The 13,770-nt window shown below is 64.9% G+C and carries 9 protein-coding genes and 2 pseudogenes; 4 read left to right on the top strand and 7 right to left on the bottom strand.

What is annotated here, in order from left to right; genetic code table 11:
• Positions 1–32: 32 nt before the first annotated feature.
• The gene (dibA, locus tag IB229_RS10590; RefSeq protein WP_192328130.1) at positions 33–2,315 is read right to left on the bottom strand and encodes a phosphodiesterase DibA; all 2,283 of its coding nucleotides are present in this window, start codon (positions 2,313–2,315) and stop codon (positions 33–35) included.
• A 182-nt stretch (positions 2,316–2,497) separates the two neighbouring features.
• Here dibA and desA point away from each other — a divergent pair, with 182 nt between their 5' ends.
• From desA to IB229_RS10605, 4 genes and pseudogenes are all read left to right on the top strand, one after another.
• Entirely contained in the window at positions 2,498–3,688 is a 1,191-nt protein-coding gene (gene desA, locus IB229_RS10595; protein WP_192328133.1) for a delta-9 fatty acid desaturase DesA, read from the top strand.
• A 296-nt stretch (positions 3,689–3,984) separates the two neighbouring features.
• Positions 3,985–4,623: pseudogene (locus tag IB229_RS22250) on the top strand (PAS domain-containing protein); the annotation flags it as partial.
• Between the two features lie 245 nt (positions 4,624–4,868).
• A pseudogene (locus tag IB229_RS22255) lies at positions 4,869–5,201 on the top strand (methyl-accepting chemotaxis protein); the annotation flags it as partial.
• A gap of 152 nt (positions 5,202–5,353) precedes the next feature.
• Positions 5,354–6,346: a cytochrome-c peroxidase gene (locus tag IB229_RS10605; RefSeq protein ID WP_192328136.1), complete on the top strand. Its 993-nt coding sequence runs from the start codon at positions 5,354–5,356 to the stop codon at positions 6,344–6,346.
• A 58-nt stretch (positions 6,347–6,404) separates the two neighbouring features.
• Here the strand turns inward: IB229_RS10605 and IB229_RS10610 are convergent, their stop codons facing one another.
• The 6 genes from IB229_RS10610 to IB229_RS10635 form a co-directional block, all read right to left on the bottom strand.
• Positions 6,405–7,724 (bottom strand): PAS domain-containing methyl-accepting chemotaxis protein, encoded by a 1,320-nt coding sequence (locus tag IB229_RS10610; RefSeq protein WP_192329377.1) that lies wholly within the window; start codon positions 7,722–7,724, stop codon positions 6,405–6,407.
• A gap of 260 nt (positions 7,725–7,984) precedes the next feature.
• Positions 7,985–9,091, bottom strand: coding sequence for an agmatine deiminase (gene aguA / locus IB229_RS10615; protein WP_192328138.1), 1,107 nt, complete (start codon positions 9,089–9,091; stop codon positions 7,985–7,987).
• 129 nt (positions 9,092–9,220) lie between these two features.
• The gene (gene aguB / locus IB229_RS10620) at positions 9,221–10,099 is read right to left on the bottom strand and encodes an N-carbamoylputrescine amidase (RefSeq protein ID WP_192328141.1); all 879 of its coding nucleotides are present in this window, start codon (positions 10,097–10,099) and stop codon (positions 9,221–9,223) included.
• Between the two features lie 204 nt (positions 10,100–10,303).
• Positions 10,304–10,945, bottom strand: a complete 642-nt coding sequence (locus IB229_RS10625; RefSeq protein WP_192328144.1) for a TetR/AcrR family transcriptional regulator — start codon at positions 10,943–10,945, stop codon at positions 10,304–10,306.
• Positions 10,946–11,007: 62 nt separating this feature from the next.
• On the bottom strand, positions 11,008–12,096 hold the full coding sequence (locus IB229_RS10630) for a polyamine ABC transporter substrate-binding protein (protein WP_192328147.1): 1,089 nt from the start codon (positions 12,094–12,096) through the stop codon (positions 11,008–11,010).
• Between the two features lie 138 nt (positions 12,097–12,234).
• On the bottom strand, positions 12,235–13,614 hold the full coding sequence (locus tag IB229_RS10635) for a glutamine synthetase family protein (RefSeq protein WP_192328150.1): 1,380 nt from the start codon (positions 13,612–13,614) through the stop codon (positions 12,235–12,237).
• Between the last annotated feature and the right edge of the window lie 156 nt (positions 13,615–13,770).

Genomic DNA, 13,770 nt, shown 5'->3' on the forward strand with positions numbered 1-13,770 from the left:
GCCCGCCGACGCTGCCGCCGGGCGTTTTTGCGCTAGGCCTGTTCGCTGGCTCGCGGTAGCTGTGCGAGCAGTTCGTCGACCGGTTGCGGGCGGCCGAACCAGTAGCCCTGGCCCAGGCCGCAGCCGAGTTCGAGCAGGTAGCTGGCCTGCGCTTCGGTTTCGATGCCTTCGGCGAGCACACGCAGACCCAGGCTCTTGCCCAGGGTGATGACTGCGCGGGCGATGGCGGCGTCGTCGTTGTCCTGAGGCAGGCCGTGGACGAAGCTCTGGTCGAGCTTCAGCTTGTCCACCGGCAGGCGTTTGAGGCGGGCCAGTGACGAGTAGCCGGTGCCGAAATCGTCGATCGCCAGGCGCACGCCCAGTGCGCGCAGGTGCAGCAGCAGTTCCATGGCCCGGTCCGGGTCATCCATCACCGCACTTTCGGTGACTTCCAGTTCCAGGCGCGCCGGGTCGAGGCCGGTCTTGGCCAGCACCTGGGCGACCTGCTGATCCAGCTCGCCGCGGCTGAACAGGCGGCTGGAGACGTTGACCGCGACGAACTCCAGGGTCACGCCCTGCTCCAGCCAGCGGCACATCTGCTGGCAGGCCTGCTGCAGCACCCAGGCGTCGATGGCGGCGATCAGCCCGCTGTCCTCGGCGATGGGGATGAACTCGATCGGCGGCACCAGGCCGCGTTGCGGGTGTTGCCAGCGCACCAGCGCCTCGACGCCGAGCATGCGCCGGTCGTCGAGGCTGTGGATCGGCTGGTAGTACACGCGCAGCTGATCCTGCAGCAGGGCCTGGCGCAGCTCGGCCTCGAGCTTGACCCGCTGCTGGGCGACGGCGGTCATGTCCTGGCTGTAGAAGCTGAAGGTCTGCCGGCCGCTGCTCTTGGCACGGAACAGCGCCGAGTCGGCGTTGCGCAGCAGTTGCTCGACCGAGGTGCCGTCGTCGGGGAACAGGCTGATGCCGATGCTGGCGCTGATGAACAGCGTCTCGCCATTGATCTCGAACGGCTTGGCCAGGCTGTCGAGCAGGCGTTGGGCCAGGGTCGAGGCCTGCTCGGCGTGCGCGCAGTTGTCGCTGAGCACGCCGAACTCGTCGCCGCCCAGGCGTGCCAGGGTGGCCTTGTGTTCCACCTCGATCAGCAGGCGCTCGCCGATCAGCTTGAGCAGTTGGTCACCGATGTTGTGCCCCAGGCTCTCGTTGATGATCTTGAAGTGGTCGAGGTCGATCAGCAGCAGCGCGCCGCGGATCTTCTCGCGCTTGGCGCGCTGCGCGGCCTGCTCGATACGCTCGCTGAACAGCAGGCGGTTGGGCAGGGCCGTGAGCGGGTCGTGGTGGGCCAGATAGTCCAGCTCGTGTTGCGAGTGCTTGATCGCGCTGATGTCGGAGAATACTGCGACGTAGTGGCTGAGGTTGCCGTTCTCGTCGTGAATGGCGCGGATGCACTGCCACATCGGGAAGATGTCGCCGTCCTTGCGCCGGTTCCAGATCTCGCCGCTCCACGAGCCGCGCTGCTCCAGCGAGTGCCAGAGCGTTTGATAGAAGGCCTGGTCGTGGCGACCGGACTTGAACAGCGACGGGTTCTGCCCGAGCACTTCGTCGAGGGTGAAGCCGGTGATGCGGCTGAACGCCGGGTTGACGTGGACGATGTGCTGCGCGGCGTCGGTGACCACCACGCCTTCCTGGGTGCTGTCGAACACGGCGGCGGCCTGGCGCAGGCTTTCTTCGTCGGCGCGGCGCTGGGTGATGTCGACGGCGGTGCCGATGAAGCGCTGTGGCCTGCCCGTGGCATCGAACAGCAGCTGGCCGCGGGCGTGAATCCAGCGGTAGCTGCCGTCGCGGTGGCGCAGGCGGAACACGCCGGCGTAATGCGGGCTACGCTCGTCGAGCAGGGTGCGCAGGCGCTGTTCGGCGAGGCCACGGTCGTCGGGGTGCAGGCGGTCCTTCCAGGCGTCGGGCGTGTCGCCGAACTCGTCGCGCTGGTAGCCGAGGATTTCGCAGTAGCGGCGCGAGTAGAACACCTTGGGCGCGCCGACTTCCCAATCCCACAGGCCTTCCTGGGCCGAGTCCATGGCCAGGGTCAGGCGTTCCTCGCTGTCGCGCAGGGCGTCGTCGGCCTGCAGTTGCTGGCGGTCGCGCTGGCTGAGGACGATGAACAGCAGAAGTCCGGTGACCAGCACGAAGGCCACGCCCTTGAACACTTCGATGCCCACCGGCAACTGGCCGGGGGTGCCCAGCCGCAGCAACAGGCTGTCGCCACCGATCACCCACAGCAGGGCCACGAACAGGTAGAGCAGGGTCAGGGGGAGCGGGCGACGGGGTACTTTCATCGGCGAACGGCGGGCCTGGCTGGGGAATGCGAATTGCCGCACATTATAGATAAGTAACAATCCAGTGCGTTCGATTCTAAAGGCGCACTGGTTTTCTCACCCCGCTCGTAGATAATGCGATCAGGTCTGTCGTGCGGACCGTCTCTCTTCGCCGCTTCTTTCCCCGCGAGGCAACACCATCCATGTGGTACAACGGCTTCCTCGATCTGTCGGTCTGGCAACTCATCGCCGTGACCCTGGTGATCACCCACATCACCATCGTCAGCGTTACTGTTTACCTGCATCGTTACTCCGCGCACCGTTCGCTGGAACTGCATCCCGCGCTCAAACATTTCTTCCGCTTCTGGCTGTGGATGACCACTGGCCAGAACACCCGCGAGTGGACGGCCATCCACCGCAAGCACCATGCCAAATGCGAAACCGTCGATGACCCGCACAGCCCGGTGATCAAGGGCCTGGGTACCGTGCTGCGCACCGGCGCCGAGCTTTACCAGCAGGAGGCGAAGAACGCCGACACCCTGCGCATCTACGGCAAGAACTGCCCGGAAGACTGGGTCGAGCGTAACGTTTACTCGCGCTTCCCGATGGGCGGCATCATCCTCATGGCGATCATCGACCTGGCCCTGTTCGGCGTGCTCGGCATCACCGTCTGGGCGATCCAGATGATGTGGATCCCGGTGTGGGCCGCGGGCGTGATCAACGGCCTCGGCCATGCCGTCGGCTACCGCAACTTCGAATGCCGCGATGCCGCCACCAACCTGGTGCCGTGGGGCATCCTGATCGGCGGCGAAGAGCTGCACAACAACCACCACACCTACCCCAACAGCGCCAAGCTGTCGGTGAAGAAGTGGGAGTTCGACATGGGCTGGGCGTGGATTCAGCTGTTCAGCTTCCTGCGCCTGGCCAAGGTGCAGCGCGTGGCGCCCATCGCCCACCGCGTCGCCGGCAAGCAGCAGCTGGATATGGACACGGCAATGGCCATCCTCAACAACCGTTTCCAGATCATGGCGCAGTACCGCAAGCTGGTGATCAAGCCGCTGGTGCAGCAGGAACTGGCCAAGGCCGACGAGTCGGTGCGCCACCTGTTCCGCCGCGCCAAGCGCCTGCTGTCGCGTGAGACCAGCCTGCTCGACGAGCAGCACCAGCAGCGCATCGCCGCCATGCTGGAGCAGAGCCACGCGCTGAAGGTGATCTACGAGAAGCGCATCGCCCTGCAGCAGATCTGGGTGAAGACCAGCGCCAACGGCCACGAGATGCTCGAAGCCATCAAGCAGTGGGTGCACGACGCCGAGGCCAGCGGCATCCAGTCGCTGCGCGACTTCGCCGAGCAACTCAAGACCTACTCGCTGCGCCCGGTCGCCGCGACGGCCTGAGCCACTGAGCAATGAAAAAGCCCGCCACTCGGCGGGCTTTTTCATGCCCGCGATTCGCGTCCTACCGCCCGTCCGTCAGCGCCGTGATCCGCCGCCCTGTCATCCGGATCAAGGAACCCGTTTCCTTCACCTATAGTCAGGTCTATCAGGGGTGATACTCCGGTCGCTGCCAGGCAACGCTCGGACTTTCTATGGAGCGACCGTGCCATGTTGGATCCGAAACGCGCAAACAGCTGCAGCATTGCCAGGATGAGCTGGCGTCCAGCCAGCAGACCCTGGCGGCGATCAGGCAGACCATGGCCCTGATCGAATTCAGCCCGGATGGCGAGATTCTCGACGCCAACCAGGCGTTCCTGAACACCATGGGCTATCGCCTGGAAGAGTTGCGCGGCCAGCACCACCGGTTGTTCATGCCGGCGCAGCAGGTGTCTTCGCCAGCCTACGCACAGTTCTGGCAGCGCCTGCGCAGTGGCGAGAGCTTCAGCGACCGCTTCATGCGCCTGGCCAAGGGTGGCCGGGAGATCTGGCTGGAAGCCAGCTACATGCCGGTGCGCGACAGCCACGGGCAGGTCACCCGGGTGATCAAGGTGGCCACCGACATCACTGCCCAGGTCGCCGCCGAGCACAAGCACCAGAGCCTGCTCAACGCGCTGAACCGCTCCATGGCGGTGATCGAGTTCGACCGCGAAGGGCGGGTGGTCGATGCCAATGAAAATTTTCTGCAGACCATGAGCTGCCGTCTGGAGGAAATCCGCGGACGGCACCACAGCCAGTTCTGCGAGCCGGAAGAGGTCGCCAGCGAGGGTTACCGCCGGTTCTGGCAGCGCTTGAACCAGGGCGAGTTCATCTCCGACCGTTTCAAGCGCATCGCCAAGTCCGGCCAGGTGGTGTGGCTGCGCGCCACCTACAACCCGCTGTACGACGCCACCGGCACGCTGTACGGCGTGGTCAAGATCGCCAGCGACATAACCCACCAGGTGCAGCACCGCGAGGCCGAGGCCGCAGCGGCGCAGGTGGCCTTCGCCAGTGCCCGCGAGACCGACGCCCGCGCGGTGAGCGGGGCGAACACGGTGGAGGAGACCGTGCAGGTGGTGCGTGGCATCTCCGACGAACTGGCCAGTGTGGCCACCCAGGTCGGCGCCCTGAGTGATCAGTCCGAGCGCATCAGCAGCATCGTCCAGGCATTGCCGAGCAGACCAACCTGCTGGCCCTCAATGCGGCCATCGAGGCGGCGCGGGCGGGCGAGCAGGGGCGTGGCTTTGCGGTGGTCGCCGACGAGGTGCGCAACCTTGCCGCCCGCACCAGTCAGGCGACGATCGAGATCAACGACGTGGTGCGCCTCAACCATGATCTCGCGCAGCAGGCGGTCAGCGGCATGGACGGCAGCAAGAGTAAGGCCGAACAGGGGGTCCAGCTGGCCAACCGGGCCGGCACGGTGATGCTGGAGATCCGCGACGAGGCGCAACGCGTGGTCGATGCCATCGGCCAGTTCACCGAGGCCATGCAGGACTGACCGCTGCCGCATCTCCCAGGCCCGCCGCCCCGGCGGGCTATTTGTATCCGCAGGTATCTGCCGTTGGTCGCTGTTGACCTGGATCAAGTCGCCCGATGAAACCGGCGCGCATGGTCGAGAAAAAACAAGCCGACCCAATGAGGAGATAAACCATGCACATCACCAACGTGCTGGTCGCCGGGCTATGCCTGAGCGCCAGTGCCTGGGCCGTATCCGCGGCCGAGGAACCCATCCAGCCCATCGCGGCGGCGACCATTACCGAGCCGGCCAAGGTCGAACTTGGCAAGCAGCTGTTCTTCGACCCGCGCCTGTCGCGTTCGGGGTTCATTTCCTGCAACTCGTGCCACAACCTGAGCATGGGCGGCAGCGACAACCTGCCGACCTCCATCGGCCACAACTGGCAGCAGGGGCCGATCAACTCGCCGACGGTGCTCAACTCCAGCCTCAACCTCGCGCAGTTCTGGGACGGCCGCGCCGCCGACCTCAAGGCGCAGGCTGGCGGGCCGATCGCCAACCCGAAAGAAATGGCCTTCACCCACATCCTCGCCCTCGACGTGCTGCGTTCGATCCCGCAGTACCGCAAGGCATTCGCCGACGTGTACAAGAGTGACGAGATCACCCTGGATGCGGTGACCGATGCCATCGCCGAATTCGAGAAGACCCTGGTCACGCCCAACTCGCGTTTCGATCTGTGGCTCAAGGGCGACAAGAAGGCCATCAGCCAGGTCGAGCTGGAGGGCTATCAGCTGTTCAAGTCGATCGGCTGCGTGGCCTGCCACAACGGCCCGGCCGTGGGCGGCAACTCGTTCCAGAAAATGGGTTTGGTGGCGCCCTACCAGACCAGCAACCCGGCCGAAGGGGTGGCGGGCCTGACCGGCAAGGACGTCGACCGCTTCACCTTCAAGGTGCCGACCCTGCGTAACGTCGAGCTGACCTACCCCTACTTCCATGATGGCGCTTACTGGGAGCTGGAGAAGACCGTCGACGTGATGGCGCGGCTGCAGCTCGGGCGCACGCTGCAGGCCGAGGAAGTGGACAAGATCACCGCCTTCCTCAAGACCCTCACCGGTGAGCAGCCGAACTTCGCCGTACCGCAGCTGCCGCCGTCGACCAATCAGACGCCGCGCCCGCATCCGTTCGAGTGATACGAGCCGACGATGAAAAAAGCCCGCGATTCGGCGGGCTTTTTCGTTGTCGGCTGGCTCAGACCTGTTCCAGGCGCGAGGCGAACTGGCCGATGGCGCTGACCACCTGCTGCGCGCCGTCCTGAATCTCCAGGATTACTGCGCCGGCCTGGTTGGCCAGGCTCACGCCCTGGGCGGTTTCCGCGCTGCTGGAGGCCATCTGCATCACGGCCGCCTGGGCCAGCTCATGGTTACGGCGCACCACGTCGACGATTTCCACGGTCGCCTGGCTGGTGCGGGCGGCGAGGTTGCGCACCTCGTCGGCGACCACCGCGAAGCCACGGCCCTGTTCGCCCGCGCGCGCCGCTTCGATGGCGGCGTTGAGGGCCAGCAGGTTGGTCTGCTCGGCGATGCCGCTGATGGTGTTGACGATGTTGCTGATGCTCTGCGACTGCTGGCTCAGCGCCTCGATACTGGCCACCGCGGTGCTCACTTCGCTGGCCACCTTGCCCATCACCGCGGCCGCTTCCTGAACCACGCTGGCGCCGCGCTGGGCGATGGCGTCGGTCTGCCGGGAAATGTCGTAGGCCATCTTCGCCGCGCGCGATTCGGCTTCCTGGCGCAGCACCTGCTCGGTGATGTCGTTGGCGAACTTGATCACCTTGCACAGGCGCTGGTCGTGGTCGAACACCGGGTTGTAGGTGGCGCTGAGCCAGATGGTCTGGCCGTTGCGGCCGACGCGCTTGAACTGGTCGGCGATGAACTCGCCGCGGTTCAGGCGCTGCCAGAAGGCCTGGTACGCCGCCGACTGGCTTTCCTCGCGGGTGCAGAAGATCCGGTGGTGCTTGCCCTTGATCTCCGCCAGCGAGTAGCCCATCACCGCGCTGAAGTTCTGGTTGGCGGTGAGGATCTCGCCCGCCAGGTTGAATTCGATGATCGCCATGGAGCGCTGCAGGGCGTTGATGATGCTGCCGCGCTCGTGGTCCTGCTCCACCGCCTGGGTGATGTCGCTGGCCAGCTTGGTGACCTTGGTCACCCGCCCGCTGGCGTCGAGCACCGGGTTGTAGCTGGCTTCCAGCCAGACGGTGCGGCCCTGCTTGTCCTGCCGGGGAAACTTGCCGGTGATCGCCTCGCCGCGGCCCAGGCGCTGCCAGAAGGTCTGGTACTCGGCGCTCTTGGCGTATTCGCTGGAGCAGAGCTGGCGGTGCGACTGGCCGCGGATTTCCTCCAGGCTGTAACCCAGCACGTCGAGGAAGTTGCGGTTGGCGGTGAGCACGCGGCCCTGTGGATCGAACTCGATGATCGCCAGCGACTGGTCGATGGCGTTCTGTTCGGCACGGATTGAACTGAGGGTTTCCTGGCTGGTGGCCAGTTCTTGCTTCAGGCGGGAGCGGAACATCTCGACCTCGGACAGCATGGTTGATCGGGCGATCACACAACTCAGGTGATCGGCATGCCATGGCTACCGGGAGCGGAGGGCACGCGCGCGCTTTCCTGTACGACGCTTGTACAGGAAAGACGTGAAACATCCATGCTTGCGCCCGACGGTATGAGATAAGCCGGGAGCGTACAACTCGGGTAGAGGAATTTCCGACGAGATGTCATTGCGCCATCATTGGCGGCAGGTGGCCCGCACCAGGCGATGCGGGCCCCTACGGCTCAGCGCTGTTGCGGCGCCGGTTGCTGCTGGGTGATGCAGTGGATGTTGCCGCCGCCGAGGAGGATTTCGCGGCCCGGTACCAGCACTACTTCGTGCTCGGGGAACACGCGGGCGAGGATGGCGCGGGCCTCCTCGTCCTTGGCGTCGTCGAAGCTCGGCGCAATGATGCCGCCGTTGACGATCAGGAAGTTGACGTAGGAGCCGGCCAGGCGCACCTCGGGGCTGCGCTCCTGGCTGCCGGCGACCAGGTCGACGTCGGCGCACTCGGCGGCGGTGGCGTAGAGCGGGCCGGGGATCGGCATCTTGTGCACGACGAGCTGACGGCCCTTGGCATCGCGGACGCTTTCCAGCACGCGCATGGCGGCCTGGCAGCGCGGGTAGTTGGGGTCGTTCTGGTCGTCGGTCCAGGCCAGCAGCACTTCGCCGGGGCGCACGTAGCAGCAGAAGTTGTCGACGTGGCCATCGGTCTCGTCGTTGAACAGGCCGTCTGGCAGCCAGATCACCGTGTCGATGGCCAGGTGCTCGCGCAGCACCTCCTCGATCTCTTCGCGGGACAGGTGCGGGTTGCGGTTGCGGTTGAGCAGGCATTCCTCGGTGGTGATCAGCGTGCCTTCGCCGTCGACGTGGATCGAGCCGCCTTCCAGCACGAAGCCTGCGGTGTGGTAGCGCGGGCTGCGTTCGATTTCGAGGATCTTGCTGGCCACCTGCTCGTCGCGGTTCCACGGCGCGTAGAGGCCGCCGTCGAAGCCGCCCCAGGCGTTGAAGGCCCAGTCCACGCCGCGCACTTCGCCGCTGGCGTTGGTGACGAAGGTCGGCCCGGTGTCGCGTACCCAGGCGTCGTCGGTGCTGATTTCCACCAGGCGGATGTTGGCCTGGTCTAGGCGCGCGCGGGCGTTTTCATACTGCCCGGCGGAGACGCACACGGTCACCGGCTCGAAGCGCGCGATGGCCCTGGCCACGGCGCTGAAAGCGGCCTGCGCCGGTTTGCCGCCAAGGCGCCAGTTGTCCGGGCGCTCGGGCCAGACCATCCAGGTCTGGCTGTGGGATTCCCATTCGGCCGGCATGCGGAAGCCGTCGGCGCGCGGGGTGGTGGTCAGAGTGGTCATCGGCTTTACCTATGCGGTGAACGGTTTCGTGGACGCCTGTGTAGTTACGATCACGGGTTTCCAGCAACGTGCGAGGGGGGAAGTTTGGCACGATCGCCAGCCAGCTGGCTCCTGTCGCGACAGTGCGGATCAGGACTCGAGCGTGCCATCCAGCGTCTTCAGCGGGCCATACAGGTTCGGCCGGCGGTCACGGAAACTGCCCCAGGCGCTGCGGGTGTGCTCGAGCTGGTCGAGGTCGAAGCGGTGCACCAGTACGCCTTCTTCGCGCTCGCCGAGCTCCTCTACCTTCTCGCCGTACTGGTTGGCGATGAACGATGAACCATAGAAGGTGATGGCGTAGCCGTCCTGTTCTTCGCGGCCGATACGGTTGCTGGCGATCAGCGGCATCAGGTTGGCGCCGGCGTGGCCCTGCTGCACGCGCTGCCAGTGGTCGCGCGAGCTGATGCTCGGATCGTGCGGCTCGCTGCCGATAGCGGTCGGGTAGAACAGCAGCTCGGCGCCGAGCAGCGCCATGCTGCGTGCGCTCTCCGGAAACCACTGGTCCCAGCAGATGCCCACGCCGATCCGCGCATAGCGGGTGTTCCACACCTTGAAGCCGGTGTCGCCCGGGTTAAAGTAGTACTTCTCGTGGTAGCCGGGGCCATCGGGGATATGGCTTTTCCGATAAATCCCGAGGTTTTCGCCGTCGGCATCGATGATCGCGATGCTGTTGAAGCGCGCCCGCCCGGCCCGCTCGAAGAAGCTGATCGGCAGCACCACCTGCAGCTCCTTCGCAACGTTCTGAAAGTGCAGGATCGCCGGGTTGCTCTCCGCCGGCGTGGCCAGTTGCAGGTAGTCCGGGTTGGGCTTCTGGCAGAAGTACGGGGTCTCGAACAGTTCCTGGATCAGGATGATCTGCGCGCCTTTGGCGGCGGCCTCGCGCACCAGTTTCTCGGCGCGGGCGATATTCGCCGCGCTGTCCCAGGAACAGGCCATCTGGGTGGCGGCGACGGTTACGAAACGCGACATGGAACACCTCACAGGGAGCAGGTAGGCGGTCGTCTGTGCAGTGCAGAGACCGACGATTGAGCCGTGACGCGTCACTCGACCATCAGGGCGGATGGCAGATTTATATCCGATAAAAATCGGCTTTAAAAGTGAATTTAAGATTTATCAGAGGAAATTAACCCGTTCAGGCAAATAAAAATCTGCCTTCAGGGTGTACTAATTGACTTAGGCGAGGGCGGTCGAGCGTTTGGGTAGGGCGAGGGGCAGGTACAGGCCGAGGTAGGCGTCGAACACGCGCATGCCTTCTTCGGCCAGGCGTGGCGTGATGCAGCCGTGCAGTTGCACGGAACGGGCGTAGACGCGGTCGCCAAGCTCCATGGCCAGGGCGAACACGTCGATGTCGTCCGGCAGGTTCGGCAGGGGGAAATGCCGGTTGAACAGCGCCTGCATCAGGCGCCCGAGTTCGAGGTCGTGCTGGCGGTCGGCCTGGATCACTTCGCTGAGGCCATGCTGGGCGAGGATCAGCTGGCTGGCGGCGTGGTCGTCGGCGTAGATGGCCAGCATGCGCTGCTCGACGATACGCGAAAGGTCGCGCCAGTCGCGCAGCTCGTCATGCGCCACCGGCGCCTGCAGGCAGGCGCGGAAGGTGGCGTGGATGTCGGCGGTGAGCGCCTCGAGCAGCGCCGGTACGCTGGCGAAGAAGTGGTAGACAGACGACGGTGGAATTTCCGCGCGCTCGGCGACGCTGTAGATCGACAGCCCGGCGAAACCCTGTTCGCTGAGCAGCGCGCGCGCCGCGGCTAGGATCACGGCGATGCGTGCCTGGCTGCTGGCGCGGGGCTTGCGGGGTGTCGCGGGGCGGGTCATGCCGGTCTCCTGTCCGTGGCTGGCGCTATTGGACGCCAGACCGGCAGGGGAGGCAAGTCGCCTTACGGCGTGCTTTCGACCAGTTGTGCCGGCGCCGCCTTGCCGGCGCGGAAATGGTCCCAGACCTCGGTGCGGGTGCTGATCAGTTTTTCCGGCAGCGCATCGAGGGCGAACAGGCGGCGCTTGGTGTCGCGATCCGGGTACAGGCCGGGTTGCTCGCGCAGTTCGGCGGCCAGGTACTGCTTGGCGTCGGCGTTACCGTTGGGGTAGAGGGTTTCCGTGGTGATCTGCGCGGCGACCTGCGGGCGCATGATGAAGTCGATGAACGTGTGCGCGAGGTCGGCGCGGCGGGCGCTGCTGGGGATCACCAGGTTGTCGATGAACAGCACCGAGCCTTCCTGCGGTACCACGAAGCGCACCGGCTGGCCGGCCTGTGCGGCGGCCAGGGCGTCACCGACCCAGGCCACGGCCAGGCACAGGTGGCCGTTGTTGAGGTCGTCGATGTAGCGCTCGCTGTCGACGTAGCGCAGGTTCGGCTGCAGGCCCTGCAGCACCTCGCCGGCACGGCGCATGCGCCCGGCCGAGCTGCGCGAGAAGCTGTTGCCTTGGTAGTTCATCAGCGCCGAGAGCACTTCGTCCGGGGCGTCCAGCACGCTGATCCCGCAGCTCGCCAGCTTGCCGCTCTGTGCCGGGTCGAACAGCAGGCTCCAGCTTTCCGGCAGCGGCCCGCCATAGGCGGCTTCGGCCTGCGGCGTGTTGATCGCCAGGCCGACCGCACCCCACAGGTAAGGCACGGCGTAACGGTTGCTCGGGTCGACGGCGGCCAGCTTGCTCAGCAGCTGCTTGTCCAGGTGGCTGCGATTGGGCAGCCGGGAGAGGTCCAGCGGTTGCAGGCGGCCGTCCTTGATCAGGCGCGGCAGGTCGTTGTGCGAGGGTACGGCGATGTCGATGTTCTCGCCGCTGGCCAGTGCCGCGTCGAGCTCCTCGGCCGAGCTATAGGTGCGGTACTCGACATCGATGCCGGTGGCCTTGGTGAAATCGGCCAGGGTCTGTTGGGCGATGTAGTCGTTCCAGTTGTAGACCCGGATCGACTCGGCCATCGACAGGCCCGGAAAAACTGCCAGCAGCAACGGAGCAAGAACGCGAAACATGACGACCTCCTTGGTGTGGTGGCGATGCAAGCCATGCAAGGCAAAGCTTCGCCCTTCCGCACACGGGATGTGGCGGAACGCGCAACGCTGGCAGGGAAAAAAGCGACGCCGGCTCAGAGGCCGGCGTCGAGGTGGTGCTTATACGGTATGCAGATACCAGTTGTATTCGAGGTCGGAGATCGTGGTCTCGAACTCTTCGAGCTCGGCTTCCTTACAGGCGACGAAGATGTCGATGTACTTCGGATCGATGTACTTGTTCAGCACTTCGCTGTCGTCCAGCTCGCGCAGGGCATCGCGCAGGTTGTTCGGCAGGCTCTGTTCCAGCTGCTCGTAGGAATTGCCCTCGATGGGCTCGCCCGGATCGACCTGATTGGTCAGCCCGTGGTGAATCCCGGCGAGGATCGCCGACATCATCAGATAGGGGTTGGCATCGGCACCGGCGACGCGGTGTTCGATGCGCACGGCATCTGGGCTGCCGTTGGGCACGCGAACGGCCACGGTACGGTTGTCGACACCCCAGCTCGGCGCGTTGGGTACGTAGAACTGCGCGCCGAAGCGGCGGTACGAGTTGACGTTCGGGCAGAGGAACGCCATCGACGCAGGCATGGTCTCCAGGACACCGCCGATCGCATGACGCAGAGCGGCGTTCTCCAGGGGATCATCGGAGGTGAAGATGTTCTTGCCGGTGGTCTTGTCGAGCAGCGAGATGTGCACGTGCAGACCGTTACCTGCCTGGCCCGGGTAGGGCTTGGCCATGAAGGTGGTGTCCATCTCATGGTCGTAGGCGATGTTCTTGACCAGACGCTTGAGCAGCAGGGCGTAGTCGCAGGCCTTCATCGCGTCTTCGACGTGGTGCAGGTTGACCTCGAACTGCGCCGGGGCGCTTTCCTTGACGATGGCGTCGGCCGGAATGCCTTGTTCCTTCGCGGCTTCGAGCATGTCCTGCAGGCAGTCGACGTATTCGTCGAGGTCATCGATCAGGTACACCTGGGTGGAGATCGGACGTTTGCCGGACAGCGGCGAGCGCGGCGGCTGCGGACGGCCGTTCACGTTCTCCTGGTCGATCAGGTAGAACTCCAGCTCGAAGGCGGCGCAGATGCGCAGGTTCATCTCGTCGAACTTGGCCACGACCTGGCGCAGCACTTCGCGCGGGTCGGCGAAGAATGGCTGGCCGTCGAGCTCATGCATGGTCATCAGCAGCTGCGCGGTGGGGCGCTTCTGCCAGGGCTCGTTGCACAGGGTGTTGGGGATGGGGAAACAGATGCGGTCCGCGTCGCCGATGTCCAGGCCCAGACCGGTGCTTTCGACGGTGGAACCATTGATGTCGAGAGCGAAGAGGGAGGCGGGCAGGTTGATGCCCTTTTCATACACTTTATGCAGGCTGTTTCGTTCGATGCGCTTGCCGCGCACTACACCATTCATATCTGCAATTAGAAGGTCGACGAACAGGACCTCAGGATGTTCCTTAAGGAACGCGTTCGCTTCGTTAAGCTGAACGGCACGCGGGGGTACCGACATGATGCAACACCTTTTTTGTTAAAAATTTCAATCATGCAATCGCACAACTGTGAGTCAATCTTAAACACCTTGCGCTGTCAATAGCAGCCATTTTTGCCCTCAAATGGAGCGTCATGGCCGTTTTTAGGGCATTTCAGGGCATTCTCGAGCGCTTCT

The sequence above is a fragment of the Pseudomonas sp. PDM14 genome (assembly GCF_014851905.1).
GTDB lineage: Bacteria > Pseudomonadota > Gammaproteobacteria > Pseudomonadales > Pseudomonadaceae > Aquipseudomonas.